Annotated in this window: 23 protein-coding genes; 14 read left to right on the top strand and 9 right to left on the bottom strand. The window is 67.0% G+C overall.

Going from position 1 to position 23,941, the window contains the following annotated elements:
• Positions 1 to 207: 207 nt before the first annotated feature.
• From HNP73_RS02100 to HNP73_RS02125, 6 genes are all read right to left on the bottom strand, one after another.
• Positions 208 to 834 carry a 3-oxoacid CoA-transferase subunit B gene (locus tag HNP73_RS02100; RefSeq protein ID WP_184146646.1) on the bottom strand — a complete coding sequence of 209 codons (627 nt, stop codon included), beginning with the start codon at positions 832 to 834 and terminating at the stop codon, positions 208 to 210.
• Positions 835 to 848: 14 nt separating this feature from the next.
• Positions 849 to 1,547 carry a CoA transferase subunit A gene (locus HNP73_RS02105; RefSeq protein WP_184146648.1) on the bottom strand — a complete coding sequence of 233 codons (699 nt, stop codon included), beginning with the start codon at positions 1,545 to 1,547 and terminating at the stop codon, positions 849 to 851.
• 146 nt (positions 1,548 to 1,693) lie between these two features.
• A complete protein-coding gene (locus HNP73_RS02110; RefSeq protein ID WP_184146650.1) occupies positions 1,694 to 2,254 on the bottom strand; it encodes a DNA-3-methyladenine glycosylase I in 561 nt (186 codons plus the stop codon).
• Positions 2,255 to 2,310: 56 nt separating this feature from the next.
• Positions 2,311 to 3,117: a transglutaminase family protein gene (locus HNP73_RS02115; protein WP_184146652.1), complete on the bottom strand. Its 807-nt coding sequence runs from the start codon at positions 3,115 to 3,117 to the stop codon at positions 2,311 to 2,313.
• The gene (locus HNP73_RS02120) at positions 3,117 to 4,070 is read right to left on the bottom strand and encodes an alpha-E domain-containing protein (RefSeq protein ID WP_184146654.1); all 954 of its coding nucleotides are present in this window, start codon (positions 4,068 to 4,070) and stop codon (positions 3,117 to 3,119) included. The genes HNP73_RS02115 and HNP73_RS02120 overlap by 1 nt, the downstream gene beginning before the upstream one ends.
• Before the next feature lie 11 nt (positions 4,071 to 4,081).
• Positions 4,082 to 5,476, bottom strand: a complete 1,395-nt coding sequence (locus tag HNP73_RS02125) for a circularly permuted type 2 ATP-grasp protein (protein WP_184146656.1) — start codon at positions 5,474 to 5,476, stop codon at positions 4,082 to 4,084.
• A 299-nt stretch (positions 5,477 to 5,775) separates the two neighbouring features.
• On the opposite strand from HNP73_RS02125, the gene HNP73_RS02130 reads away from it, so the two are divergent.
• The 8 genes from HNP73_RS02130 to HNP73_RS02165 all read left to right on the top strand — a co-directional run bounded on the left by HNP73_RS02130 (position 5,776) and on the right by HNP73_RS02165 (position 15,008).
• Positions 5,776 to 6,879 (top strand): ABC transporter ATP-binding protein, encoded by a 1,104-nt coding sequence (locus HNP73_RS02130; protein WP_184146658.1) that lies wholly within the window; start codon positions 5,776 to 5,778, stop codon positions 6,877 to 6,879.
• A gap of 78 nt (positions 6,880 to 6,957) precedes the next feature.
• Positions 6,958 to 8,088 (top strand): extracellular solute-binding protein, encoded by a 1,131-nt coding sequence (locus tag HNP73_RS02135; protein WP_221288133.1) that lies wholly within the window; start codon positions 6,958 to 6,960, stop codon positions 8,086 to 8,088.
• 76 nt (positions 8,089 to 8,164) lie between these two features.
• The gene (locus HNP73_RS02140) at positions 8,165 to 9,445 is read left to right on the top strand and encodes an ABC transporter permease (protein ID WP_184146660.1); all 1,281 of its coding nucleotides are present in this window, start codon (positions 8,165 to 8,167) and stop codon (positions 9,443 to 9,445) included.
• A gap of 6 nt (positions 9,446 to 9,451) precedes the next feature.
• Positions 9,452 to 10,303 (top strand): ABC transporter permease, encoded by an 852-nt coding sequence (locus tag HNP73_RS02145; RefSeq protein ID WP_184146662.1) that lies wholly within the window; start codon positions 9,452 to 9,454, stop codon positions 10,301 to 10,303.
• Positions 10,304 to 10,329: 26 nt separating this feature from the next.
• Positions 10,330 to 11,001, top strand: a complete 672-nt coding sequence (locus HNP73_RS02150; RefSeq protein ID WP_246399471.1) for a paraquat-inducible protein A — start codon at positions 10,330 to 10,332, stop codon at positions 10,999 to 11,001.
• Positions 10,968 to 11,612: a paraquat-inducible protein A gene (locus HNP73_RS02155; protein WP_184146664.1), complete on the top strand. Its 645-nt coding sequence runs from the start codon at positions 10,968 to 10,970 to the stop codon at positions 11,610 to 11,612. Before HNP73_RS02150 ends, HNP73_RS02155 begins: the two co-directional genes overlap by 34 nt.
• Positions 11,605 to 14,388 (top strand): PqiB family protein, encoded by a 2,784-nt coding sequence (locus HNP73_RS02160; RefSeq protein ID WP_184146666.1) that lies wholly within the window; start codon positions 11,605 to 11,607, stop codon positions 14,386 to 14,388. The genes HNP73_RS02155 and HNP73_RS02160 overlap by 8 nt, the downstream gene beginning before the upstream one ends.
• A gap of 2 nt (positions 14,389 to 14,390) precedes the next feature.
• A complete protein-coding gene (locus tag HNP73_RS02165; RefSeq protein ID WP_184146668.1) occupies positions 14,391 to 15,008 on the top strand; it encodes a PqiC family protein in 618 nt (205 codons plus the stop codon).
• Positions 15,009 to 15,012: 4 nt separating this feature from the next.
• Here the strand turns inward: HNP73_RS02165 and HNP73_RS02170 are convergent, their stop codons facing one another.
• Both HNP73_RS02170 and HNP73_RS02175 read right to left on the bottom strand, forming a co-directional pair.
• Positions 15,013 to 16,359 carry an MFS transporter gene (locus tag HNP73_RS02170; RefSeq protein ID WP_184146670.1) on the bottom strand — a complete coding sequence of 449 codons (1,347 nt, stop codon included), beginning with the start codon at positions 16,357 to 16,359 and terminating at the stop codon, positions 15,013 to 15,015.
• 135 nt (positions 16,360 to 16,494) lie between these two features.
• The gene (locus tag HNP73_RS02175; protein ID WP_184146672.1) at positions 16,495 to 17,361 is read right to left on the bottom strand and encodes a dioxygenase family protein; all 867 of its coding nucleotides are present in this window, start codon (positions 17,359 to 17,361) and stop codon (positions 16,495 to 16,497) included.
• A gap of 257 nt (positions 17,362 to 17,618) precedes the next feature.
• Here HNP73_RS02175 and HNP73_RS02180 point away from each other — a divergent pair, with 257 nt between their 5' ends.
• The 5 genes from HNP73_RS02180 to boxA are packed head-to-tail and all read left to right on the top strand — an operon-like array spanning position 17,619 to position 21,757.
• The gene (locus tag HNP73_RS02180; protein WP_184146674.1) at positions 17,619 to 17,993 is read left to right on the top strand and encodes a hypothetical protein; all 375 of its coding nucleotides are present in this window, start codon (positions 17,619 to 17,621) and stop codon (positions 17,991 to 17,993) included.
• The gene (locus HNP73_RS02185; protein ID WP_184146676.1) at positions 17,990 to 18,844 is read left to right on the top strand and encodes an alpha/beta fold hydrolase; all 855 of its coding nucleotides are present in this window, start codon (positions 17,990 to 17,992) and stop codon (positions 18,842 to 18,844) included. Before HNP73_RS02180 ends, HNP73_RS02185 begins: the two co-directional genes overlap by 4 nt.
• Entirely contained in the window at positions 18,844 to 20,073 is a 1,230-nt protein-coding gene (locus HNP73_RS02190; protein ID WP_184146678.1) for a benzoate/H(+) symporter BenE family transporter, read from the top strand. The genes HNP73_RS02185 and HNP73_RS02190 overlap by 1 nt, the downstream gene beginning before the upstream one ends.
• A complete protein-coding gene (locus HNP73_RS02195) occupies positions 20,070 to 20,561 on the top strand; it encodes a YciE/YciF ferroxidase family protein (RefSeq protein ID WP_184146680.1) in 492 nt (163 codons plus the stop codon). The genes HNP73_RS02190 and HNP73_RS02195 overlap by 4 nt, the downstream gene beginning before the upstream one ends.
• A gap of 17 nt (positions 20,562 to 20,578) precedes the next feature.
• Entirely contained in the window at positions 20,579 to 21,757 is a 1,179-nt protein-coding gene (gene boxA, locus HNP73_RS02200; protein WP_184146682.1) for a benzoyl-CoA 2,3-epoxidase subunit BoxA, read from the top strand.
• Positions 21,758 to 21,759: 2 nt separating this feature from the next.
• Here the strand turns inward: boxA and HNP73_RS02205 are convergent, their stop codons facing one another.
• A complete protein-coding gene (locus tag HNP73_RS02205) occupies positions 21,760 to 22,668 on the bottom strand; it encodes a LysR substrate-binding domain-containing protein (RefSeq protein ID WP_184146684.1) in 909 nt (302 codons plus the stop codon).
• Between the two features lie 327 nt (positions 22,669 to 22,995).
• Between HNP73_RS02205 and HNP73_RS02210 the strand changes: the two genes are divergently transcribed.
• Entirely contained in the window at positions 22,996 to 23,895 is a 900-nt protein-coding gene (locus HNP73_RS02210; RefSeq protein WP_246399473.1) for a LysR substrate-binding domain-containing protein, read from the top strand.
• Positions 23,896 to 23,941: the final 46 nt, after the last annotated feature.

Below are 23,941 nucleotides of genomic sequence, written 5' to 3' on the forward strand. Positions count from 1 at the left end.
CTCTTTCTCCTCCCCTGCGGCGATGTGGTCCCCGCCGTCATTCAAAATCGTCAGTCAAAGCCGGCTTTCAAAGCCGGAATGCAAAAAGGTCCGGCCGCGTTTGCACGCCGCCGGACCCTACGTTAACACTCGTTGCGATCTGGTTGACACCCGATAGAAGATCTATCGCCGTCAACCACTTGGCTTACGTGCGCAACTTGCGCAAGCTCAGACCAGCGTCGCCTCGGTCGCCTTCCTGACCTCATCCTCGGTCACGCCGTCGGCGATCTCGACGATCTTCAGGCCACCCTCGACCACGTCGAAGACGCCGAGGTTGGTGATGATCCGGTCAACGACGGCCAGCCCGGTCAGGGGCAGCGTGCATTCCTTCAGGAGCTTCGATTCGCCGTGCTTCGAGGCATGGTCCATCACGACCACGACCCGCTTCACCCCGGCGACGAGATCCATGGCGCCACCCATGCCCTTCACGAGCTTCTTGGGGATCATCCAGTTCGCGAGGTCGCCCTTCTCGGACACCTCCATCGCGCCGAGGATCGCCATGTCGATCTTGCCGCCGCGGATCATCGCGAAGCTGTCGGCCGACGAGAAGTAGGAGGTGCGGTCAAGCTCGGTGATCGTCTGCTTGCCGGCATTGATGAGATCGGCGTCGATCTCGTCCTCGGTCGGGAACGGGCCCATGCCGAGCATGCCGTTCTCCGACTGAAGCGTCACGTCGACGCCATCGGGAATATAGTTGGAGACGAGCGTCGGGATGCCGATCCCGAGGTTCACGTACATCCCGTCCTTGAGTTCACGAGCCGCCAGCGCGGCCATCTGATTACGATCCCACGGCATATTCTCGTTCCCCCTCAGGCCGTACGCACGGTGCGCTGTTCGATCCGCTTCTCGTGCGGACCCTGGATGATCCGGTGCACGAAGATGCCGGGCGTGTGGATGCAATCCGGGTCGAGGCTGCCGACCGGCACGATCTCTTCCACCTCGGCCACGCAGATCCGCCCGCAGGTCGCCGCGTTCGGATTGAAGTTCCGCGCCGTCTTCCGATAGATCAGGTTGCCCTGCGCGTCGCCCTTCCACGCCTTGACGATGGCGAGGTCCGCCACGATCCCACGCTCGAGGATGTAGGTCTGGCCGTCGAAGTCCTTGTGCTCCTTGCCCTCGGCGATCACCGTGCCGACACCGGTCTTGGTGAAGAAGCCCGGGATCCCGGCGCCGCCGGCGCGCATCCGCTCCGCCAGCGTGCCCTGCGGGTTGAACTCGAGCTCCAGCTCGCCCGAAAGGTACTGCCGCATGAACTCGGCATTCTCACCCACATAGGAGGAGATCATCTTCTTCACCTGCCGCGTCTGCAGCAGCACTCCGAGGCCAAAATCGTCGACGCCCGCGTTGTTCGAGGCGACGGTCAGCTCCTTCACCCCCGCATCGCGAATCGCCGCGATGAGCAACTCGGGAATGCCGCAAAGCCCAAACCCGCCGGCAGCGATGGTCATCCCGTCTGTCAACAGCCCGTCAAGCGCCGCAGCCGCCGAGTCGTAGACTTTCGTCTTCATCTAGCGTCCCCCAATTGTGTTTCGTTGGAACTACCTTTCGGAACTACCGAAGGGTGTCAAGGGTATGAAGAAATACCGCCACATTACAAACCCGACCGGTTTGAAACGGGGTTCGGAACAGGAACTCATTCCACTGATCTGCCCGCTCATCCTGCCGAATTCCGGCGGAAGCAAGCGGCCGAGTGGTCGTCCACGATGCCGATTGCCTGCATCCACGCGTAGACGATCGTCGGGCCGACAAAACGAAAGCCGCGCCGCTTCAAGTCCTTCGAGACCGCCTCGGAGAGCGGTGTCGAGGTCGGGAACGTCACCCCGTCGCCGCGCAACGGCACGCCATCCGTGAACGACCAGCAGTAGGCCGAGAAGTCCTCTCCGCGCTCGGCCATCGCGAGATAGATGCGCGCCCCGTCGATCGCCGCGGCAATCTTCGCGCGGGAGCGGATGATTCCCGGATCTGCGAGGAGCCGCGCCACGTCCGCGTCACCGAACGCCGCCACCTTCTCCGGGTCGAAGCCGGCAAACGCCGTCCGCATGGTCTCGCGCTTGCGCAGGATGGTGATCCACGCGAGCCCGGCCTGAAAGCCATCGAGAACGAGCTTCTCCCAGAGCGCCCGGCTGTCCCGTTCCGGGACTCCCCATTCGGTGTCGTGATACGCCTGCATGAGCGGGTCGGTGCCCGCCCAGCGGCAGCGATGCTTCTCGGTCATCGGAAAATCCTCTCCCCGGATGCCGGCTCGGAGGCGCGCGCCGGTAGCGGCACGGGCTACTGCTGCGCGACCACTACGCTCACGTCGAGGGCTTCGCCGCCGCCGCCACGCGAGACGCCGCGGATTGGCGCGGCCTCGCGGGCGTCCCTGCCCGACCCCAGACGGATGTAGCGCTCGTCCGGGCAGCAGCGGTTGGCCGGGTCGAAGCCGATCCAGCCGAGACGGCCCACGTGGATCTCCGCCCAGGCATGAGACGCCTCGGCGGTCTCGCCGCCGCCCTCGGTCCAGAGGTAGCCGGTGACGTAGCGCGCCGGCAGCTCGGCCGCGATCGCGAGCGCGATGAGGGTGTGGGCGTGATCCTGGCAAACGCCCTGCCCGAGTTCGAGCGCCTCGGCCGCGGTGGTCTGCGGCGTGGTCGCCCCGGGCGTGTAGGCGATGGCGTCGGCCACCGCCCCGGCGAGCCGGTGCGCCCGGTCAAGCGGCCCGTCGGCGCCGCCCACCGCGAGATCCCGCAGATCGAGCATCGCGCGATTCGGCTGGGTGGCGTGCGTCGCCTCGAGGTAGACGAGCGGCGAGACGATCTCGCGGTGGCCTCGGAGGATCCCGTCGCCGCTGGAGGTCTCGACCGTACCCTCGACGACGACGGTGATCCGCTCGACCGGGCCTTGAAGCGTCATGGTCGAGATCAGATCTCCGGCGCCATCGACGAAACTGGCGCCAAACTCGGCGCCCTCCGCCGAGACCTGCCAGTCGATGACCTTCTGGCAACCGTTCGATGCCGGCGTCAGGCGGTGGCTCTGGGTGACGAAGCGCATCGGCGCGTCGAACTGGTAGAGCGTGCTGTGGCGAACCGAGAGGCGCATCACTGGACCCCGAAGAGATAGCTGTGCGCCACGTCCTGGCCGAGCGCAGCGTTCTGGTGGATGAAGCGCGACAGGAACTCGTGCAACCCTTCCTCGATCACGTCCTCGACGCGCGCCTCGGAAAGCTCGCCCAGCATCACCTGCATCCGGTCGTGCGCCACGGTGCGGGTGCCATAGGCCGCCGCGAGCCGCCCGAGGTGGGCTGCGATCTGCTGCTGGCAGTGCAGGAGAGATCGCGGGAACGACGCATTCAGGATCAGGAAGTGCGCGACCTTCCGGGGCGTATAGTCGCCGCGATACGACCAGTGGAATGCCCGGTAAGCCGAGAGCGCGCGCAGCAGCGTCGACCACTGGTAGGTATCGACGGCGCCGCCGACCATCGAGGTGGTGGGCAGCAGCACGTAGTACTTCACGTCGAGGAGGCGGGCGGTGTTGTCGCCCCGCTCGAGGTAGTAGCCGAGGTTCAGGAAGTCGAAGCCATCGTTCTGCAGGTGCGTCCCCTCGGTGGTGCCCCGGAGCAGGGACCCCTGACGCTTGGTCCAGTCGCAGAGCTGGGGCAGCAGCGCCTCGGACCGCGGACGCCGCTCGATGTCGCGGAGGTCGAGATAGGCGCCGTTCAGCGCGTCCCACATCTCCGAGGTGAGCGCGGTCCGGACGGCGCGGCCGTTCTGCCGCGCGGTCTCGATGCAGGAGACGACGGACGAGGGATTCTCCCGGTCGAAGAAGAGCCAGGTCTCCACGTCGCGCTGGCGGAAGTCTTCGCCGAACTTCGCCTCGAAGCCGGCCGACGAACCGGCGGCGGCGACGAGCGAGGCCCATTCATTGCGGTAGCCCTCCCCCGCCGAGGGCATGAGCGCCATGCGGTAACCCACCTCGAGCAGGCGGGCCATGGTGTCGGCCCGCTCCATGTAGCGGGTGAGCCAGTAGAGATTTTCTGCGGTACGGCTGAGCATGTCCTGATCCCTCAGTCCGCCAGAACCCAGGTGTCCTTGACCCCGCCGCCCTGGCTGGAATTCACCACGAGCGACCCCTCCTTGAGGGCGACCCGGGTCAATCCGCCTGCGCAGAGGTGCACCTCCTGCCCGACGAGGCAGAAGGGTCTCAGGTCCACGTGTCTCGGCGCGAGGCCCTCGCTGTCCTCGAAGGTCGGGCAGGTCGAGAGCGCGAGCGTCGGCTGCGCGATGAAGTCGCCCGGATCGGCCTTGATGCGCTCGGCATAGGCGTCGATCTGCTCCTTGGTCGACTTGGGGCCGACGAGCATCCCGTAGCCGCCCGAGCCGTGCACCTCCTTCACCACCAGATCCTTCAGGTTCTCCAGCACGTACTTGCGATCGGAGGGATCGCCGCATTTCCAGGTCTGGACGTTCTTCAGGATCGGCGTCTCGCCGAGATAGAAGCGGATCATGTCGGGAACATAGATGTAGATCGCCTTGTCGTCAGCGACGCCCGCACCCGGAGCCGAGCAGATCGTGACGCCGCCGGAGCGGTAGACGTTCATGAGGCCAGGCACGCCGAGCATCGAGTCAGGACGGAAGCACAGCGGATCAAGGAAGCTGTCGTCGATCCGGCGATAGATCACATCGACCCGCCGCGGTCCCTCGGTGGTGCGCATGTAGACGAATTCGCCCTGCACGAAGAGGTCCTGGCCCTCGACGATCTCGATGCCCATCTGGTCGGCGAGGAACGAGTGCTCGTAGTAGGCGCTGTTGAACGAGCCGGGCGAGAGGATGACCGAGACCGGCTCGCCGTCGCATTTCCGCGGCGCTACGCTTGCGAGCGTGCGGCGCAATCGCTGCGGATAGTCGTCCACCGGCAGGATGCGGCTCGACCGGAAGAGTTCCGGGAACATGCGCATCATGATTTCGCGGTTCTCCAGCATGTAGGAGACGCCGGAGGGCGTGCGGCAGTTGTCCTCGAGGACGAAGAAATCTTCCGGCCCGGTGCGGACGATGTCGATGCCGACGATGTGGCTGTAGACCCGGCCGGGAGGCTCGATGCCGACCACCGCAGGCTCGTAGGCCTCGTTGCGAAACACGAGATCGGCGGGCACGACCCCGGCGCGAACGATTTCGGCGCGGTGATAGACGTCATAGAGAAAGGCGTTGAGCGCGCGCGCCCGCTGCTTCACCCCCCGTTCGAGCTTGCGCCACTCGGCCTCGGTGAAAACCCGCGGCATCATGTCGAACGGGATGAGCCGTTCCGTGTCGCCGCCCTCGCCATAGACCGCGAAGGTGATCCCGATCCGGCGAAAAAGCGCCTCGGCCTCCTGCTTCTTCTGCGCGAGGGATTCGGGAGACGTGCTTTCGACCCAATCCACGAGCTGGCGATACGCAGGCCGCACCTGCTTGCCGTCGTACATCTCATTGAAAATGACTATCGCACCCTCCCCCAGCCAAACAGCTGGCACTGACTAGATTCGAGCCCACTCAGAAACGCAAGCCGCCGACGCCACTGTCAAGAATCCCCTGCCAGACACACCGCCAATCGCCAGCCGGCCACGATTTATGCAATCTGGCACAATACGACATCAAATGTCCGTGACGTCGGTTTGCGACTTCGATTCGTCGCAACGGAGGGTAGGATTTGCGTGGGTTCCGACGATATGCTTTGATCCTTGAGCGCGGGGCCGACCACCGCGGGACCAACAGGGGAGTGCGAATGGCGAACGAGCGCGGGGACGCGGCCTTCGTGGCATTCGAGCACGTACAGAAAAGCTACGACGGCGAAACGCTCGTCGTCAAAGACCTCAACCTCAACATCGGCAAGGGCGAGTTCCTCACGATGCTGGGGCCGTCCGGATCGGGCAAGACGACCTGCCTGATGATGCTCGCCGGCTTCGAGACCGCGACGCACGGCGAAATCCGCCTCGCCGGGCGGCCGATCAACTCGGTGCCGCCCCACAAGCGCGGCATCGGCATGGTTTTCCAGAACTATGCGCTCTTTCCGCACATGACGGTCGGCGAGAACCTCGCCTTCCCGCTCGAAGTGCGGAAGATGTCGAAATCCGAGATCGAGTCGAAGGTGAAGCGCGCCCTCGACATGGTCCAGATGGGTGCCTTCGCGGGCCGCCGCCCGGCGCAGATGTCCGGCGGTCAGCAACAGCGCATCGCGCTCGCGCGCGCGCTGGTGTTCGAGCCGGAACTCGTCCTCATGGACGAACCGCTCGGCGCCCTCGACAAGCAGCTCCGCGAGCATATGCAGTTCGAGATCAAGCACCTGCACGAGCGTCTTGGCGTGACGGTCGTCTACGTCACGCACGACCAGTCCGAAGCGCTCACCATGTCGGACCGGGTCGCCGTCTTCAACGACGGCCGGATCCAGCAGCTTGCGCCGCCGGAAGACCTCTACGAGCGGCCGACGAACAGCTTCGTCGCTCAGTTCATCGGTGAAAACAACACGTTGCCAGGCTCGGTCGAGGCGATCTCAGGAGACCGCTGCACCGTGAAGCTCACCGATGGCTCGGTGATCGACGCGCTGCCTGTCAACGTGTCGAAGCCCGGTGACCGGACGCTCGTCTCGATCCGGCCCGAACGGGTCGAGTTCCGAGACGATCGGATGCCGGCGGATACCCACAAGCTCGAGGCCGAAGTTCTTGAGTTCATCTACATGGGGGATTCGTTCCGTACCCGCCTGCGCGTGGCGGGAAACGACAATTTCATCATGAAGTGCCGCAACGCCGTCGACCAGCGCCGGCTCAACGCCGGTGAAAAAGTGGTGATCGGCTGGAACGTGGCAGACTGCCGGGCGCTCGACGCCGCCTGATGGAAACAGGGGCCGGTGGATGCTGCCCGGCGACCGGCCGGACTAGACGAATCGGGCAGATGCTCAGGGAGCGCTTCTATGAGTCTACGCTACATTCTCGGCGCCGCCGTGCTGGTCGGCCTGCCCTTCGGAGCAGCGATGGCCGCCGACGACATTGAGCCGTGTGACGGCTGCGCCAACTCCATGACGGTCGTCTCCTGGGGCGGCGCCTACCAGACGTCACAGCAGAACGCCTATTCCAAACCCTACGCCGAGCTGACCGGCACCACGTTCACATGGGACGAGAGCTCGAACGAGGCCGTAGCGAAGCTCCGCGCCCAGTTCGAAGCCGGCAACGTCACATGGGATCTCGTCGACGTCGAGGGCCCCGACAGCCAGCGGCTCTGCGACGAGGGCCTCGCGATGCCCATCGACTTCGACGCGGTTCTGGCGCCGGGTGACGACGGCTCGACGCCAACCGCGGACTTCGGCGATGGCCTCATCAATGAGTGCTTCATCCCGCAGATCTGGTTCTCCACGACCTTCGGCTATCGCACCGACGTCGCCGAGTGGAACGGCGCCGTGCCGACCTCGTTGTGCGACGTCTTCGACATGGAGAAGTTCCCGGGCAAGCGCGCGCTCGAGAAGCGGCCCAAGAAGAACCTCGAATGGGCCCTCCTCTGCGACGGCGTGACGAAGGAAGAGCTCTATGACGTGCTCTCGACCCCCGAGGGCGTCGACCGGGCGCTGAAGAAGCTCGATACGATCAAGGACCAGACTGTCTGGTGGTCGGCCGGCGCGGAAGCGCCGCAACTCCTCGCCGACAAGGAAGTGGTGTTCGGCTCCACCTACAACGGCCGCCTGTTCGCGGTCATCGAGGAGCAGCACCAGCCGGTCGCCATGCTCTGGGACTACGAGGTCTTCGACTTCGACGGCTGGATCGTCCCGGCCGACCTGCCCGAGGACCGCAAGGCGCGCGTGATGAACTTCCTGCGCTTCGCGACCGACACCCAGCGCCTCGCCGACCAGGCGAAGTGGATCTCCTACGGCCCGGCACGCGCGTCGTCCCAGCCGCTCGTGGGCAAGCACGCCGATCTCGGCATCGAGATGGCGCCGCACATGCCGACGAACCCGGACAACATGAAGAACTACCTCGTCAACAACATCGAATGGTGGGCCGACCATCAGGATGAGGTCGAGGCCAAGTTCCAGGCCTGGCTCACGCAGTAAGCTGCGGGGACGAACCCGGGCGGGGCTCTTTCGGCCCCGCCCACGCCCACAGGCACGAACCGGAGGGGGGGACTGAATGACCGACGCCACCGCAGGCAAGCCACCCAGGGGCGGTCAGATGCTCGCGGCCGACGGGACGCCGCTCAAGGTAAGCCTGCGGCGTGCGATGCGCGCCCAGAAGCTCCGCGCGCTGCTCCTGATCTCGCCGCTGCTTCTCTTCGTACTTCTGACCTTCATCCTGCCGATCGGCGACATGCTGCTCCGCTCGGTGGAAAACGACATCGTTCCAAGCACCTTGCCGAAGACCGTCGTGGCCCTGCAGGACTGGGATCCCAAGACGTCAGAGCTGCCGGGCGAGCCGGTGTTCGCGGGACTGCATGACGACCTGGTGATCGCCGTCGAGAAGAAGGCGAACACCCGCCTCGGACAGCGGCTGAACTATGAATATTCCGGCTTCTCCTCGCTCATGCGCGGCGTGGTCCGCGACCTGAAGTCGATGGACACGAGCCGGCCCTTCATGGAGCAGTTCATCGAAGCCGACAAGAAATGGGGCGATCCGGCAGTCTGGCGGACCCTGAAGACCTTCTCCGGCGAATACACGTCGGGCTACCTGCTGAACGCCCTCGACATGCAGCGCACCGAGAACGGCATCCAGATGAAGCCGGAGCAGGAACGCATCTACCTGAAGCTCTTCCTGCGCACCATGGCGATGAGCCTCGGGATCACCTTCATCTGCCTGCTGCTCGGCTATCCGATCGCCTTCCTGCTGGCGAGCCTGCCGCTGCGCACATCGAACCTCATCCTGATCCTCGTGCTCCTGCCGTTCTGGACATCGCTTCTGGTGCGAACCGCGGCGTGGAAGGTGCTTCTCCAACAGCAGGGCGTCATCAACGATATCCTCGTCTGGCTCGGCCTCGTCGCCGACAACGCCCGGCTCGTGATGATCAACAATGCCACCGGCACGACGATCGCCATGACGCACATCCTGCTGCCGTTCATGATCCTGCCGCTCTTCTCGGTGATGAAGGGCATCCCGCCCTCCTACATGCGCGCGGCGAAGTCGCTCGGAGCGAACGACTGGACGGCGTTCTGGCGGGTCTACTTCCCGCAGTCGATCCCCGGGGTCGGCGCCGGCGCCATTCTCTGCTTCATCCTCGCGATCGGCTACTACATCACGCCCGAACTCGTCGGCGGCACCTCCGGCGTCTTCATCTCGAACCGGATCGCCTACCACATCTCCACCTCGCTCAACTGGGGCCTGGCCGCGGCGCTCGCGACACTGCTCCTCGTGGTGGTGCTGGCGCTCTACTGGACCTACGACCGCATCGTCGGCATCGACAACGTGAAGCTGGGGTAATCGACCATGGCGCTTCCCCCCTATGCCACCACCGGCCAGCGGGTCTGGTTCTGGACCTTCCGGGCCATCTGCGTGGCGATCATCTTCTTCCTGATCATGCCGATCCTCGTGGTGATCCCGCTCAGCTTCAACGCCCAGAACTTCTTCACGTTCACGCCGGAGATGCTGCGCTTCGAGCCCGGGGCGTACTCGCTCCGGCACTACCAGGATTTCTTCACGAATCCTGACTGGCAGGCGGCGCTCTGGAACTCGGTGCGGATCGCGCCGGTGGCCACCCTCGTCGCGGTCGTCCTCGGCACCCTCGCCGCGGTCGGCCTCAGCCAGAGCCACGTGCCGTTCCGCGGCACGATCATGGCGATCCTGATCTCGCCGATGATCGTGCCGCTCATCATCTCGGCGGCGGGCATGTACTTCTTCTATTCCCGCCTCGGGCTTCAGGGCAGCTACTGGGGGGTCGTTCTCGCCCACGCCGTCCTTGGCATCCCGTTCGTCATCATCACCGTGACCGCGACGCTCGTCGGCTTCGACAAGAGCCTCGTGCGGGCGGCTGCGAACATGGGCGCAGGGCCGGTGCGCACCTTCTTCAAGGTGCAGATGCCGCTCATCCTGCCCGGGGTGATCTCCGGGGCGCTCTTTGCGTTCATCACCTCGTTCGACGAAGTGGTGGTCGTGCTCTTCGTCGGCTCCGCCTCGCAGAAGACCCTGCCCTGGCAGATGTTCATCGGCCTGCGCGAGCAGATCTCGCCGACGATCCTCGCGGTCGCGACAATCCTCGTGGCGATCTCCGTGGCGCTGCTGACCACGCTCGAACTCCTGCGGCGGCGGTCCGAAAAGCTCCGCGGCATGAGCCCGGGCTGATCGGGTCCGCCGGACGTGACCTGTCGATGCATCAGGGCCGGAAGGGCCAGTCCCGCGTGCAACGCGACGTGACTGGCCCGATGCCGGGCGAGTCCTATCTCGCCTGCCCGACCTGCGATGTGCTCTACCTCGAAGTCCCGGTGCCGGAGGGTGGTCGCCTGCGCTGCGACCGGTGCCGGACCGTCCTGATGACGAACCGGGCGGGCGCCATGGACCGCACGCTCGCGGCGGCCTTCGCGAGCCTGATCCTGCTCGTCATTGCGTTGTTCTTCCCGTTTCTTGAGCTCTCGATCGCCGGCGTCGTCCGCAAGGCCTCGCTTCTCGATGCGGCACTGGCCTTCGCCGACACGCTGGTCGCGCCGCTCTCGATCGCGACCACGCTGCTCATCATCGTGCTGCCGATGATCCGCGCACTGGCGCTCACCTATACGCTCCTGCCGCTGCGCCTCGGCCATCCGCCCGCCGAGGGCGCCGGCCGTGCTTTCCGCCTTGCGGCGCACCTGCGGCCCTGGGCAATGGCGGAGGTCTTCATCATCGGCGTCATCGTCGCGCTGGTGAAGATTGCGGGGCTTGCGAGCGTCACGCTCGGGCCGGCATTCTGGGCGATGACGGCGCTGGTTCTTCTCGTGGTGATCGAGGCGGTGAGCCTCGACGAATGGTCCATATGGCAGACACTCGACCGCTGGCGCCACCGCTGACCGCCCGCGCCGCCGGCTACGTCGGCTGCCGGACCTGCGGCAAGGCCACGCCCATGCCGGCGGAGATTTGTCCGCGCTGCGGCTCGACGCTGCATTCGCGCTTTCCGCGCAGCCTCCAGCGGGTGATGGCCTGGCTCCTCGTCGGGCTCATGGCCTACATCCCCGCCAATCTGCTGCCGATGCTCGTCACCACCACGCTCGGCCGCGCGACGCCCAACACCATCGTCGGCGGTGTCATCGAGCTCGTGCACTACGGCGAGTGGGAGATCGCGTTGATCGTGTTCGCCGCAAGCGTGCTGATCCCGGTCTCGAAGTTCTGCGTGATCCTCTATCTCGTCTGGTCGATCCACCGCCGTTCACGGCTCGACGTGCATCGGCGGATCGTGCTCTACGAGATCGTGGAGTTCATCGGACGGTGGTCGATGGTCGACGTCTTCGTGGTGGCGATCCTGACCGCGCTTGTACACATCGGCTTCATCGCGGCGATCAATCCCGGCCCCGCCGCGCTGTTCTTCGCGCTGTCCGTTGCGTTTACCATGCTTTCGGCGCAGGCTCTCGATCCCCGGTTGATCTGGGACACCTTCGAGCAAGACCGAGCCCCGAATGGCTGACCAGGATACCAATCGACCGGCAATAGAAGCGCCGATCGCCGAGCCACAGTCGCGCCGCGTCTCCGCGGTGTGGCTGGTGCCGCTCATCGCGCTCATCATCGCGATCGGTCTGGCGTGGCGCACGTGGGACGACCGCGGACCATTGATCGAGATCACCTTCAGGGATGCCTCCGGGCTCGTGGCCGGTCAGACCCCGGTGCGGTTCCGTGACGTGACGGTCGGGGTGGTCGAAAAGATCGAACTCAGCCCCGACCTGACGCAGGTCATCGTCCGCGCCCGGATCGACAAGGGCGTGGCCCACTTCCTCGACGACAAGGCGGAATTCTGGATCGTGCGCGCCTCGATCTCGCCGCAGGGGGTCTCCGGGCTCGATACGGTGGTGTCCGGTGCCTATATCGGCGCCTCGTGGGACAATACCACCGGCGATGCCCAGTACAGTTTCGTGGGCCTCACGCGCCCGCCCCTCACACCCGCCGGGACGCCCGGGCTGCGGGTCCAGCTGCGCGCGCCGGACGGCGGGTCGATGACGATCGGCGCCCCGGTGCTCTTCAAGCGCCTGCAGGTGGGCAAGATCGAGGACATCGAACTCACGAAGGCCGGTGACGTCATGCTCGACATCTTCGTCGACGCGCCGAACGACACCCGGCTGACCGCGGCAACCCGCTTCTGGAACGCCAGCGGCTTCTCGCTGCAGCTTGGCTCCGGCGGGGCGGCGCTGAACGTCGACAGCCTGATTTCGCTGGTACAGGGCGGCGTCGCCTTCGACACCATCGGCAGTGACATGACGCGGGTCACCGAGGATCACGTCTTCCAGCTCTACGCATCGGAAGGCGCGGCGCGGCAGAACCTGATCGAGGATGTGCCGGGCAACAACCTCGTGCTCAACGTCGACTTCGATCAGTCGGTTCGTGGCCTCGCGCCCGGCGCGCAGGTGCAGTTTCAGGGTATCCCGGTCGGCGAGGTCACCGGGGTGCAGGGTGTTTCGGAGGTGAAGAACGACCGCCTGGTCCTGCGGCAGCGCGCGACGATCACCATCGTGCCGGAGCGGTTCGGGCAAGAGCCGGCGCCCGAAGGCAGCGAGGCCCGCACCGCCGCGCTCGACTATATCGAGGCGCGGGTGAAGGATGGACTGCGCGCGCAACTCGCCTCGCAGGGTCTGCTCACCCAGACGCTTTACGTGAACCTCGTGGAGCTGCCGGGGGCGGCGCCCGCCACGTTCGAGCGTGACGCGCAGCCCTATCCGATGCTGCCGAGCGCGCCCTCAAGCACCGGCGCCGTCACGGACTCCGCCGCGGGGTTCATGGACCGCGTCGCGTCCCTGCCGATCGAGGAAGTGGTGCAGAACGTCGTGGCGCTGCTCTCGAACGTCAACGCCATCATCACCGACCCCAAGGTCAAGTCCGCCCCGGAGAACCTCGGCGCGCTCATCGCCGACCTGCGCACGACCCTCGGCGAGAGCGGTATCCAGCAGGCCCCGGCGCAGATCGCCGAGATCCTCGCCGCCGCGAAGGGGCTGATGGATCAGGCAAACCAGGCCCAGCTCGTGCAGAACCTCAGCGACGTGCTCGTCACCACCAAGACGGCCGTCGCGAGTGTCGGCACCGCCGCCGACGGCGTGCCGGAACTCCTGAACCAGGTGGACGCGCTCTCCGCCCGGGTGCAGAGCCTGCCGCTCGACGAGCTTGTTGCCTCCTCCACCCGGCTCGTCGATGGCCTCGACGCCTTCGTGCGCAGCGACGAGATGGCGAGCCTGCCCGCCTCGGTCTCCGCCTCGCTCACCGACCTGCGCGGCGTCGTGGACGATCTCCGCGCCGGCGGCGCGGTGACGAACCTCAACGCCTCGCTCGCCTCGCTGCGTGAGATGAGCGACCAGTTGGCCGCCGCGAAGCTCGCCGAGTCGCTGCAGCGGGTGCTGAGCGAAGCCGACAAGACGGTGAACACGGTCGGCACCGCCGCGAACCGCCTGCCGGAGCTGATCGACTCCCTCGCCGGGCTGAGCGAGAATGCCCGCGCCCTGCCGCTTGACGAACTGGTGTCGCGCGCCGACCAGCTCATGACCACCGCCGATGACCTGCTGAAGGCCGAAGGCGTGCAGAGCCTCCCGGGCGAGCTCGGCGCCTCGCTGGCGGATCTGCGCGGGCTTCTCGAGCAACTGAAGACCGGCGGCGCGGTGGACAACCTGAACGCCACCCTCGCCTCGGCGCGAAAGGTCTCCGACCAGATCGCCGCAGCCCGGATTGCCGAGAGCCTGCAGGCGATCATCGATCAGGCGAAGGCCGCATCGGCGGACGTCTCGGCCGCGACCGTGGGACTGCCGGCGCTCGTCGCCTCGCTGCAGGCCACCGCCGATCAGGCGAAGGCGCTGCCGCTCGAACAGGTGGTAAGCTCCCTCGACAGCACCCTTGCCTCCGCCGATGCCCTGCTGCGCAGCGAAGGCGTCACCAGCCTGCCGCCAAAGCTCGGCGCCGCGGTCGAAGACCTGCGCGCCATCCTCGACGAGGTGCGCACCGGCGACACGGTCGGCAAGGTGAACTCCACGCTCGTCTCCGCCGACCGCGCGGCCGCCGAGCTCGCCGACAGCCTGCCGGCCCTCGTCACGCGCTTTACCGAGGTCGCGGACCGCGCGGATGCGGCGCTCGCCACGGTCACGCCGGGGTCGGAGATCAATCGCCAGACCGTCCAGGTGCTGCAGGAGTTGCGCGACGCCGCCCGCTCGGCCAATCAACTCGCGACGACGCTGCAGCGCCGTCCCAATTCCATCATCTTCGGGAGATGACCATGGCCGCGCGCCCCCGGTTTCCTCGGGTCCGTCCACCGCTGGCGGCCCATTTCGCCGTCGTGGCTCTGCTCGCGCTCGGCGGCTGCGCCAATGAAACCGCATACCTGCTGCCTCCGGCGCCCACCGCCCAGCGGCTGCCATCGCCGGTACGCGGCATTGGTCTCGCGGACGTGAACCTGCCCGCCTACGCGAGCGACGTGGAAATCGCCGCACTCGTCGGCCCGGAGACGGTGAAGCTGCACAAGTCCTCGCTCTGGGCCGATGATCCGACACGGGCGGTGACGCGGCATCTCGCAGCGGCGCTGGAGGCACGGCTTGCGACCCATGTGGTGACCGACCCATGGCCCGGCTACGAGTCGCCCGGCCTCAGGATCGAGGTGGCGGTCGACCGGATGATCGGCGCGCCCTCGGGCGGGGTGGAGTTCGCGGGGCAATACGTGATGATCGATCCCGAGAGCGGACGCATCACGGCATCCGACCGCTTCTCGATCACCATTCCGCCGCAGGGCGACGGCTTCCCGGGGCTGATGGCCGGCGAGGCGCGGGCCATCGAAGCCCTCGCCGACCGGATCGCGGCGCGGATCACCGGCCGGAGTCCCGGCCGGCGTCTGTCCTGAGGGGCTACTCGACCGCCAGTGTTGCGGGCGCCTGATGCGGCGCGGGGCGCGTCAGGCGCCCCTTGAGGTACATCGCCGCGGCGGCAAGGAAGGCCGGGACGGCGGCCGCTGCGAAGACGGTGGCGAGATCCCAGCCGAACGAGAGCAGCACCCCGCCGACCATCGAGCCGAGCACCGACCCGGTGCGTCCGACCGCGTTCGCCCACGAGACCCCGGTGGCGCGGCTGGCGGTCGGGTAGAACCCGGCGGCGAGCGCGTTTATCCCGACCTGCGCGCCCGCGACACCGAAGCCCGCACCGAAGATCGCGAGAACGAGGAGCCACGGCTGCGAGACGGCGTTGCCGAGCAGGATCACGAAGGCGCCGGCAACGAGATAGCCCACGGCGAGCACCCGATGCGGCTCGAAGCGGTCCATCAGCCGGCCGATGATGATCGCACCGACCGTGCCGCCGGTGGCAAGCGTCGCGCCCATCAGCGAAGCGTCCGACATGGAGAAGCCCGCCGTGGTGATGAGCAGCGGCAGCCAGCTCGACAGCAGGTAGAAGACCAAGAGGCTCATGAAGAACGCCGCCCAGATCAGCACCGTGCCAAGGCCGAGCCCGTCCTTGAACAGCAGGCCGACCGGCGAGCCCGGCGCCTTGACCGGGCGGACGAAGGTCGCACCGGCGAAGTCGACCGACGGCGCCATCCGCGACAGGATCGCCGCGATCCGGCCGGGCTCGGCACCTCGGGTCGCGAGGTAGCGCGGCGACTCGGGAAGCCCGAAGAACAGGAAGCCGGCGAGAGCGAGCGGCATCACACCACCGATCACCAGCAATCCGGGCCAGCCGAAGGTCGCGACCACCGTGGACGCGGCGAGCCCGGCGGAGGCCGACCCGATGGTGAAGCCGCAGAACATCAGCGTGACGAGCGATGAGCGGCGCTGTTCGGGGCAGAGCTCGGCGGTCAGCGTGATCGCCGCGGGCATCGCGCCGCCAAGGCCAAGACCGGTGACGAAGCGCAGCGCCGTGAGCGTCGCCATGTCCGGCGCGAAGGCCGAGGCGAGCGTGGCGAGGCCAAAGAAGACTGTCGTCAACGCCAGCACCGGCTTGCGGCCGAAGCGATCGGCCAGCGGGCCGAAGACGAAGGCGCCGGCCATCAGGCCGAAAAGGCCGGCGGCGAAGAGCGGCGCGAGTTCGGACGGTGTCGCCCCCCACTGCGCCTTGAGCGCGGGAGCGATGAAGCCGACCGCGGCGGTGTCGAAGCCGTCGATGGCCACCACGAGGAAGCAGAGCAGGATGACCCGCTTCTGCAGGGCCGACAGCGGATTGGCGTTGATCACTTCCTGGACATCGAGCAGGCGGGGGGGCATCGGTTGTCTCCTCCGGGTGCCGGGCGTGCGAAAACGGTGCGCTGAAAGCGCACGTAGGCATCACGCTGGATTTCTTGCTGGGGAATGCGGACGCGGGTGGGTTTCCGCCATGCGGCGGGAACCCGGGGACGCAGGTCAGGCGTCGACGAGGGCCTTTTCGCGCTTCAGCGCGAAGTCGAACTGGACATGGAGGTCTTCCTCCGCGTCCGGCGTCGGCACGAAGTCCGCGATCAGGTCGTCCTTCACCGCAAAGACCGAGTCATTGTCGAGATAGGTCGACGAGCGGTCGAAGATCTGGCTGACGAGCGTGCGGTAGCCCGGCTTCTGGATCAGGAAGTGCATGTGGCCCGGGCGGTACGGGTGATGGCCCATGAAGCGCAGGAGCTCGCCTGCGGTCTCGTCCTCCGGGATCGGGTACGGCACCGGGCGCAGGGCCCGGAACGAGTAGCGTCCCTCCGCATCGGTCTGAAAGCGCCCGCGAAGGTTGTAGTCGGGCTGGTCGTGGTCGTGGTTCTCGTAGAGCCCGTTCGGCGCATCCTCCCACACGTCCATCAGGACGCCCTCGAGCGGATTGCCCTCGTCGTCAGTGACGACGCCCTCGAAGAGTACGGTTTCCTCGCCATCGAAATGCTTCTGCACGACCGAGGCGCCGGCGGGGAGAACCGGCGGATTGTCGCGATAGAAGGGGCCGAGAACGGTCGATGCGCTCTCTCCACCGCTGACCGGGTTCGTCAGCATGTCGACGAGCACTTCGACACCGACGATGTCGCCGAGCAGGATGAACTCCTGACGCTTGTCATCGGTGATCTGGCCGGCGCGAGCGAGGAAGTCGCACGCCGCAAGGAACTCATGGTGCTGCAGGTTCACGTCCTTGCAGAAGCCGTGGAGGTGGCGAAGCGCCGCCGTCATGATCTCGCGCTGGCGGTCGGTGATCGGGCCGTTCTGGCCAAGCGAGCCGATGACGACATCCGTTATGTTGTCGAGTGTGACGGTGGTTCCCATGGATGTTCTCCCCCTGAAGTTGCTTGCAGTGTCGGAACCCGGGCTGGCCGGGGGGGCGACATGCAAATCCTTCTCAGACCGGCGAACGCAAACCAATGCCCGGGTCGGTATTGCTCGATACCCGCCCCCTCCCCCCGGGGCGCGGACGAAGGGCGCCTGCCGGAGGGTATCGGAGGATACCGTCGGCTGCATTGCCCGGCGGCGCCGGCCCGGCGCAGTCTCCAAGGGAACACGCGATCTGATCCTTGGGGGAAACCATGCTCGAACTCCTGCAGCGCATGCAGGCGCGGCTCGATGCCTCGCCGCACATGCTGCGTCTCGGCCGGCTCATCTCTGAGACCGTGCTGCTGCGCGTGGACGGCGACGAATACTATCTGGTGTTCGACAAGGGGCACCTTGCAGAGGTGGTGCCGGGGCCGAGCCGCAAGACACCGTGGCGCTTCGCGATCACCACCGACTCCGAGGCGTTGCGCGAGTTCTGGAAGGCGCACCCGAAACCGGGCTTTCACGACATCTTCGGGCTCGTGACGATCGGCCGGGCGAAGATCGAGGGCGACATCCTCGCCATGGTGAAGAACCTGAGGTTCTTCAAGGAGTTCCTGGCCCTGCCGCGCGAGGAGGCCCTGGCATGACGTTCGAACCGATCACCGGACGGTACCTGACCGTCGAGGTCGCGGGCGCGCCGCGGCGGATCTACGTCGAGGAAGCCGGACAGGGCCGCCCGGTCCTCTGCCTGCACACCGCCGGCGCGGACACGATGCAGTGGCGGCACCTGATGAACGACGCCGAGGTGACGAAGCATCACCGGCTCATTGCCTTCGATATGCCGTGGCACGGCAAGAGCCTGCCGCCGAAGGGTTTCGAGACCGAGGAATACCGGCTGACGACCGAGCTCTACATCGAGACGGTGCTCGCAGTGGCGGACGGCCTCGGGCTCGAGCGGCCGATCCTCGCAGGCTGCTCGATGGGCGGTCGCATCGCGCTGCAACTCGCGGCGCTGCACGGCGATCGCTTCTCCGGGTTCATCGCCATCGAAGCCTCGGACTTCCAGCAGTCGTGGTACGATATCGACTGGTTCCACCGTCCCGACGCGCATGGCGGCGAGATGGGCGCGGCGCTGGTCTCGGCCAACATCTCGCCCTATGCCCCGGCCGAAGAGCGCTGGAACACTCTCTGGATGTTCATGTCCTCCGGTCCGGGCGTCTTCCGCGGCGATCTGTGGTTCTACACTCGCGACGAGAGTCTGATCGACCGATTGGGCCAGATCGACACCGCGCGCACGCCGGTCCACATCCTCGTCGGCGCCTACGATCTCACCTGCACGCCGGAGGACGCGAAGCGGACGGCCGCGGCAATCCCTGGCGCCACGGTTTCGGTGATGGACGAGCTCGGGCACTTCCCCATGAGCGAACATCCGGCCGGGTTCCGCCCGTTCTTCGTCGATGCTCTCGCGCGGATGCAGGCGCCGGTGGTGGCGGACTGATGCCGCAGCGCACTCTCGCGGACGGCCCCGACGCGGGCTGGCCGACGATCCTCAGCGCCGGCTTTCTGGTGGTGCTCGTCTCCTACGCCGGGCCAATGCTCATCTACCTGCAGGCGGCCCACGCGATGGGAGCCTCGGATGCGGACTTCTCGTCCTGGGTCTTCGCGACTTCGCTGGCGGCCGGCGTGACGAGCATCGTGCTCAGCACCTGGTCGCGCGCGCCCGTGGTCACCGCCTGGTCGGCGCCCGGCTGCGTGCTCCTCATCTCGCTCGGGGCGGGTCTGCCGTTTGCCGAGGTCGTCGGCGCCTACATCGTCGCGGCGCTGGCGATACTCGGTCTCGGCGTCACGGGTCTCTTCGACCGTCTGGTGGCGGCGATCCCGCAGGCGGTCGCCGACGGAATGATGGCGGGCATTCTCTTCGGCTTCACCGTGCACGCATTCGGCGGCATCGGCGAAGCGCCGGGGATCGTCGCGATCCTCGTCGGCGCCTACTTCGCCTTCGGCGCCGTGGTGCCGCGCTACACCATGCTGCTCCTGCTCGTCGTCGGCCTGGGACTGAGCTGGTCGGTCTACGGCGTGAACCCGGACTCGATCGGCATCGCGTTCGCCGAGCCGAGGATCACCTGGCCCGCGTTCAGCCTCTCGGCGACCCTGGGGCTGGCGCTGCCGCTCGTCATCACCACGGTGACCGGGCAGTTCCTGCCCGGCTTCACCATCCTGAAGGCGAACGGCTACGATGTGCCGGCGCGGCCGATCCTTGTCGTCTCGAGCCTCGCCTCGCTCGTCAGCGCGCTCTTCGGCGGGATGACCAACGCGCTCGCCGCAATCACGCTGGCGCTCTGCGCCGGGCCGGACGGCCATCCGGACCCGCGGCGGCGCTGGCTCGCCGGCGTCGCGGCCGGGGTGTTCTTCTGCCTCGGCGGGATCTTCGCCGGCTCGATCGGCCGGCTGATGGCGTTGCTGCCCGCCCAGATCATCGGGCTTCTCGCCGGGCTCGCGCTGCTTGGCGCGATCCTGAAGAGCCTCGGGGACATGCTCGCGGCAAACGAGGGCACGCAGGCGGGGCTCGTCACCTTCGCCATCACCACCACGGGGGTGTCGATCTGGGGGATCGGCTCCGCCTTCTGGGGGGTCGTCGCGGGCGTGGCCGCCGTCGCGATCACCCGCACCGCCGGGCGGCTCCCCGCCGCCCTTGACCAGCAACCGAAAGCGAGGAAGCCAGAATGATAGTCTTTCGCGACCTGTTCCTGCATTTCCTGCAAGACATGTACTACGCCGAGCAGCAAATCCTGAAGACGCTGCCCTCGGTCGTCGAAGCCACCGACAACCCCAAGCTCAAGGCCTCGCTCGAGGACCATATCCCGGAGACCCGCGACCAGATCGCCCGGCTCGAGCGCACGTTCGAGGCGATCGGCGAGCCGGTGAAGGGCGTCACCTGCGAGGCGATCCTCGGGCTTTTGCAGGAGACCGAGGACATCCTCAAGGAGACCGGCGGCAAGGGTCCGGTGCAGGATGCCGGGATCATCTCCTGCGCGCAGGCGATCGAGCACTACGAGATCGCCCGCTTCATGACGCTGACGGCCTGGGCAAACGCCTGGGGAATGGAGGAGGCCGCGGCCAACCTGCAGAAGGCGCTGAACGTCGAGCGGGCGAAGAACGCCAAGCTGAACGAACTCGCCGCCGCCGAGGTCTACGGGCTCGCCGTCGTGGTCTGAGCGGAAAGGGCGGGACGATGCGTCAGCACCTGATCGACCCGGAGATCTGCATCCGGTGCGGTACCTGCGAGAGCCGCTGCCCGACGGGGGCGATCTCGCACGGCGACAACTACGTGGTCGATCCGGCCGTCTGCACCTTCTGCATGCGCTGCGTGAAGCCCTGCCCCACCGGGGCGATCGACAACTGGTTCAACGTCGAACGCCCCTACAGCCTCGCCGAGCAGCATGGCTGGACCTTGCTGCCGGCACGCCCCGCCGAGGTGGCCGGCGCGGTGCCGGACGCCTTCGACGACGAGGCCACGCGCATCCTCGCGATCGCGCACGAGGGTCTGCGCGGGCCGGCAAAGCCGCCGGCCTCCGCCTCGAAGCCCCGGATCAACGCCTTTACCCGCGCGAGCCCGGCCCGGGCGACGGTGGTCGGCAACAGCCGGATCACCACCGAAGGCGCGGAGTCGGACGTTCACCACATCATCCTCGACTTCGGCACCGAGCATTTCCCCTATCTCGAAGGCCAGAGCGTCGGCCTGAGGCCCCCCGGGCTCGACGCCGCCGGCCGGCCGCACGAGATGCGGCTCTACTCGGCCGCCAGCGCGCGCGACGGCGAGCGGCCGAACACCAACAACCTCGCCCTGACGGTAAAGCGGGTGGTGAACGACGGCGTGCCCGGGATCGCCTCCAACTGGCTGTGCGACCGGCCGCTCGGCGAGGAGCTCGACGTGGTGGGGCCGTTCGGCGCGACGTTCCTGATGCCCGACGATCCGCAGGCCGACCTGCTGATGATCTGCACGGGCACCGGGGTCTCACCGTTCCGCGGCTTCACCCACCGCCGGCGGCGCACGGCGCCGCACGGACCCGGCGGGCTCTACCTCTTCTTCGGGGCGCGCCGCCCGGAGGAACTGCCCTACTTCGGCCCGTTGCAGCGCTACGTCCAGAGCGAGCTTCACCGGGAACTCGTCTACAGCCGGGTGGTCCGCGATGAGCACGAGTATGTGCAGGACCGGCTCCTGAAGCGGGCGGACATCATCGCCGATCTGCTGCGCCGCCCGACCACGCACCTCTACGTCTGCGGCCTCAAGGGGCTGGAAGCCGGCGTCGACACCGCACTCGGCTCGGTCTGCGCCGGCGCGGGCCTCGGCTGGGAAACCATCCGGACCGCGCTCCGTGACGAGGGCCGGCTCCACGTGGAGACGTATTGAACTCACCGGCCGAAGGGGATCTTCTCGTCGCGGTACATCCGCTTGATGAGCTTCAGGATCAGCGCGATCTCCGGCGAGGTGTCGTCGTGACGGGTGCTCATGATGATCGGCGAGAGTGCGTCCGGCTCGTCGAGGGGCAGATAGAGCACGTTGTCCCGGCGCAGGCGCGCGACCGATGCAGGGACGACGGCGACGGCGGCGTCAGCGGCGACGAGTCCGAGAGCGGTCTGGAGTTCCTTCACCTCATAGACGAAGGGCGGGCGCAGATCACGGGCGCGGAAGAGCGCCAGCACCTGATCGGCGTAGCTCGGGCGCGGCGCCTTGGGGTAGACGACGAGCGGCCGGTCCGCGAGGTCGCGCAGGACGAGCGGCCCCTGCCGGTCAGCGAGAGGGTCGGACACCGACACCGCGGCGAGAAGTGGCTCCTTGCGCATGAGCACGCGCGTCACCTGCGGGTCGCCGTGCGGAATGCGCCCGAAGCCCACGTCGATACGCCGGTCCTTCAGGGCGATGATCTGCTCCAGCGAGGTCATCTCGTGCAGCGTGACCTCGACCGCCGGGCGGGCCGCCTTGTAGCGACGGATCACCTCCGGCAGATAGCCGTAGAGCGTCGAGGCGACGAAGCCGATGCCGACGCGTGCCCGGCCGGTGGCGGCGAGGCGGCGGGCCATCTCGGACATCTGCTCGATGCGTTCGAGGATCTGCACCGCCTGGTCGTAGAGCAGCCGCCCGGCTTCGGTCAGCCGGAGCGGCCGCGAGCCCGGCTCGATCAGCGGCACGCCGACCTCATGCTCCAGCTGGCGGACCTGACGGCTGAGCGGCGGCTGGGCGATGTTCAGCGTCTCCGCGGCACGCGTGAAGTTGCGCTCGCGGGCGACGGCCACGAAGTAGCGCAGTTGGCGGAGCTCCATGCTTCGATACCTTTAGGGTATGGAGCGCACCCAGTCGGTATTGGGAAGCGCGGGGTTCGAGAGAGTATCCTCCAAGGAAGAACTAAAGAAAGCGTCGGTGGACGCCCCGGAGGAGAATTTAAGCAATGTCGACGTCCCGCGCAGAAATTGCCGGCCAGACTCCGGCGACCGACGACCAGCCCGAAGATGCGCCCCGCCGCGTGGGAGTTCCGATCGTCTCGCCCTGTGGCCGGGACTGCAGCAGTTGTCCGCAAAGACGCGGCTGCCCGGCGCTCGTGCGCGACCTGGGCCTCGCGATTGGTTGAAACCGGCAAGGGGGGGCCAGGCATGACTCAGATGAACCTCAAGCGGCTTTCGTACTTCATCGCCGTGGCGGAGGAGATGCACTTCGGCCGGGCCGCCGAACGGCTCGGAATGGCGCAACCGCCCCTCAGCCGGCAGATCCAGCAGCTCGAGCAGGAGACCGGCGCCGCGCTCTTCAATCGGGGACGCAGCGCGATCACGCTCACGCAGGCCGGGACGCGGCTCTATGAGCGCGGGCGCGACGTGCTGGAGCAGATCGAGGACATCCAGCTCGAGGTGCGCCGCATCGGCCAGGGCGCCGAGGGGCGGCTTCGCATCGGCTTCGTCGGATCGTCGAGCTACGGGATCCTGCCGAACATCATCAAGTCGTTCCGGGCAAACTTCCCGGCGGTGAACCTGAACCTCTCGCCGATGAACAATGCGCAGCTGTTCCGGGCGCTGATCCGGCGCGAGGTGGACGTGGCCTTCGCGCGCCCCGCCCTCGAAGACCCGGAGTTCGTCACCCGGAAGCTGTCGGAGGAATCCCTCGTGGTCGCCATGCCGGACACGATCGACATTCCGGCGCGCAAGACCGTCAATCTCGCGGACTTTCAGGATCACACCTTCGTTCTCTACCCGGAGTTTCCCCGGCCAAGCTATGCCGACTTCATTCTGGAACTGTGCGAAGCGCAGGGGCTCGACATCGAGAGCCGGATCTACGCCATGGATCTCCAGACGGCGCTCAGTCTCGTGGCAATCGGCGAGGGGCTCTGCATCGTGCCCGAGTCCGTCTCGTCGGCACCGCGCAACGGCATCCGCTATCACCGGATCGAGCCGCCCATCGGCGCGACCGCCTTGTCGGTGAACTACCGCATCGACGAGCAGGGCGTGCATGTCCACAAGTTCGTCAAGATGGCGCAGGACGTCGCGCGAAAGCTCGTCTGACCTGATCGCACGGGGTCCCCGTTGTGGTCAAAGGGTCGCCCTCGCG

The organism is Amaricoccus macauensis, from assembly GCF_014201905.1.
GTDB classification, from domain to species: Bacteria; Pseudomonadota; Alphaproteobacteria; order Rhodobacterales; family Rhodobacteraceae; genus Amaricoccus; species Amaricoccus macauensis.

What these genes read in the sequence shown, in the direction of transcription:
- HNP73_RS02100 (WP_184146646.1), bottom strand. Translation starts at nt 834, where the DNA reads ATGCCGTGGGATCGTAATCAGATGGCCGCGCTGGCGGCTCGTGAACTC.
- HNP73_RS02105 (WP_184146648.1), bottom strand. Translation starts at nt 1,547, where the DNA reads ATGAAGACGAAAGTCTACGACTCGGCGGCTGCGGCGCTTGACGGGCTG.
- HNP73_RS02110 (WP_184146650.1), bottom strand. Translation starts at nt 2,254, where the DNA reads ATGACCGAGAAGCATCGCTGCCGCTGGGCGGGCACCGACCCGCTCATG.
- HNP73_RS02115 (WP_184146652.1), bottom strand. Translation starts at nt 3,117, where the DNA reads ATGCGCCTCTCGGTTCGCCACAGCACGCTCTACCAGTTCGACGCGCCG.
- HNP73_RS02120 (WP_184146654.1), bottom strand. Translation starts at nt 4,070, where the DNA reads ATGCTCAGCCGTACCGCAGAAAATCTCTACTGGCTCACCCGCTACATG.
- HNP73_RS02125 (WP_184146656.1), bottom strand. Translation starts at nt 5,476, where the DNA reads ATGTACGACGGCAAGCAGGTGCGGCCTGCGTATCGCCAGCTCGTGGAT.
- HNP73_RS02130 (WP_184146658.1), top strand. Translation starts at nt 5,776, where the DNA reads ATGGCGAACGAGCGCGGGGACGCGGCCTTCGTGGCATTCGAGCACGTA.
- HNP73_RS02135 (WP_221288133.1), top strand. Translation starts at nt 6,958, where the DNA reads ATGAGTCTACGCTACATTCTCGGCGCCGCCGTGCTGGTCGGCCTGCCC.
- HNP73_RS02140 (WP_184146660.1), top strand. Translation starts at nt 8,165, where the DNA reads ATGACCGACGCCACCGCAGGCAAGCCACCCAGGGGCGGTCAGATGCTC.
- HNP73_RS02145 (WP_184146662.1), top strand. Translation starts at nt 9,452, where the DNA reads ATGGCGCTTCCCCCCTATGCCACCACCGGCCAGCGGGTCTGGTTCTGG.
- HNP73_RS02150 (WP_246399471.1), top strand. Translation starts at nt 10,330, where the DNA reads ATGCATCAGGGCCGGAAGGGCCAGTCCCGCGTGCAACGCGACGTGACT.
- HNP73_RS02155 (WP_184146664.1), top strand. Translation starts at nt 10,968, where the DNA reads ATGGCAGACACTCGACCGCTGGCGCCACCGCTGACCGCCCGCGCCGCC.
- HNP73_RS02160 (WP_184146666.1), top strand. Translation starts at nt 11,605, where the DNA reads ATGGCTGACCAGGATACCAATCGACCGGCAATAGAAGCGCCGATCGCC.
- HNP73_RS02165 (WP_184146668.1), top strand. Translation starts at nt 14,391, where the DNA reads ATGGCCGCGCGCCCCCGGTTTCCTCGGGTCCGTCCACCGCTGGCGGCC.
- HNP73_RS02170 (WP_184146670.1), bottom strand. Translation starts at nt 16,359, where the DNA reads ATGCCCCCCCGCCTGCTCGATGTCCAGGAAGTGATCAACGCCAATCCG.
- HNP73_RS02175 (WP_184146672.1), bottom strand. Translation starts at nt 17,361, where the DNA reads ATGGGAACCACCGTCACACTCGACAACATAACGGATGTCGTCATCGGC.
- HNP73_RS02180 (WP_184146674.1), top strand. Translation starts at nt 17,619, where the DNA reads ATGCTCGAACTCCTGCAGCGCATGCAGGCGCGGCTCGATGCCTCGCCG.
- HNP73_RS02185 (WP_184146676.1), top strand. Translation starts at nt 17,990, where the DNA reads ATGACGTTCGAACCGATCACCGGACGGTACCTGACCGTCGAGGTCGCG.
- HNP73_RS02190 (WP_184146678.1), top strand. Translation starts at nt 18,844, where the DNA reads ATGCCGCAGCGCACTCTCGCGGACGGCCCCGACGCGGGCTGGCCGACG.
- HNP73_RS02195 (WP_184146680.1), top strand. Translation starts at nt 20,070, where the DNA reads ATGATAGTCTTTCGCGACCTGTTCCTGCATTTCCTGCAAGACATGTAC.
- boxA (WP_184146682.1), top strand. Translation starts at nt 20,579, where the DNA reads ATGCGTCAGCACCTGATCGACCCGGAGATCTGCATCCGGTGCGGTACC.
- HNP73_RS02205 (WP_184146684.1), bottom strand. Translation starts at nt 22,668, where the DNA reads ATGGAGCTCCGCCAACTGCGCTACTTCGTGGCCGTCGCCCGCGAGCGC.
- HNP73_RS02210 (WP_246399473.1), top strand. Translation starts at nt 22,996, where the DNA reads ATGACTCAGATGAACCTCAAGCGGCTTTCGTACTTCATCGCCGTGGCG.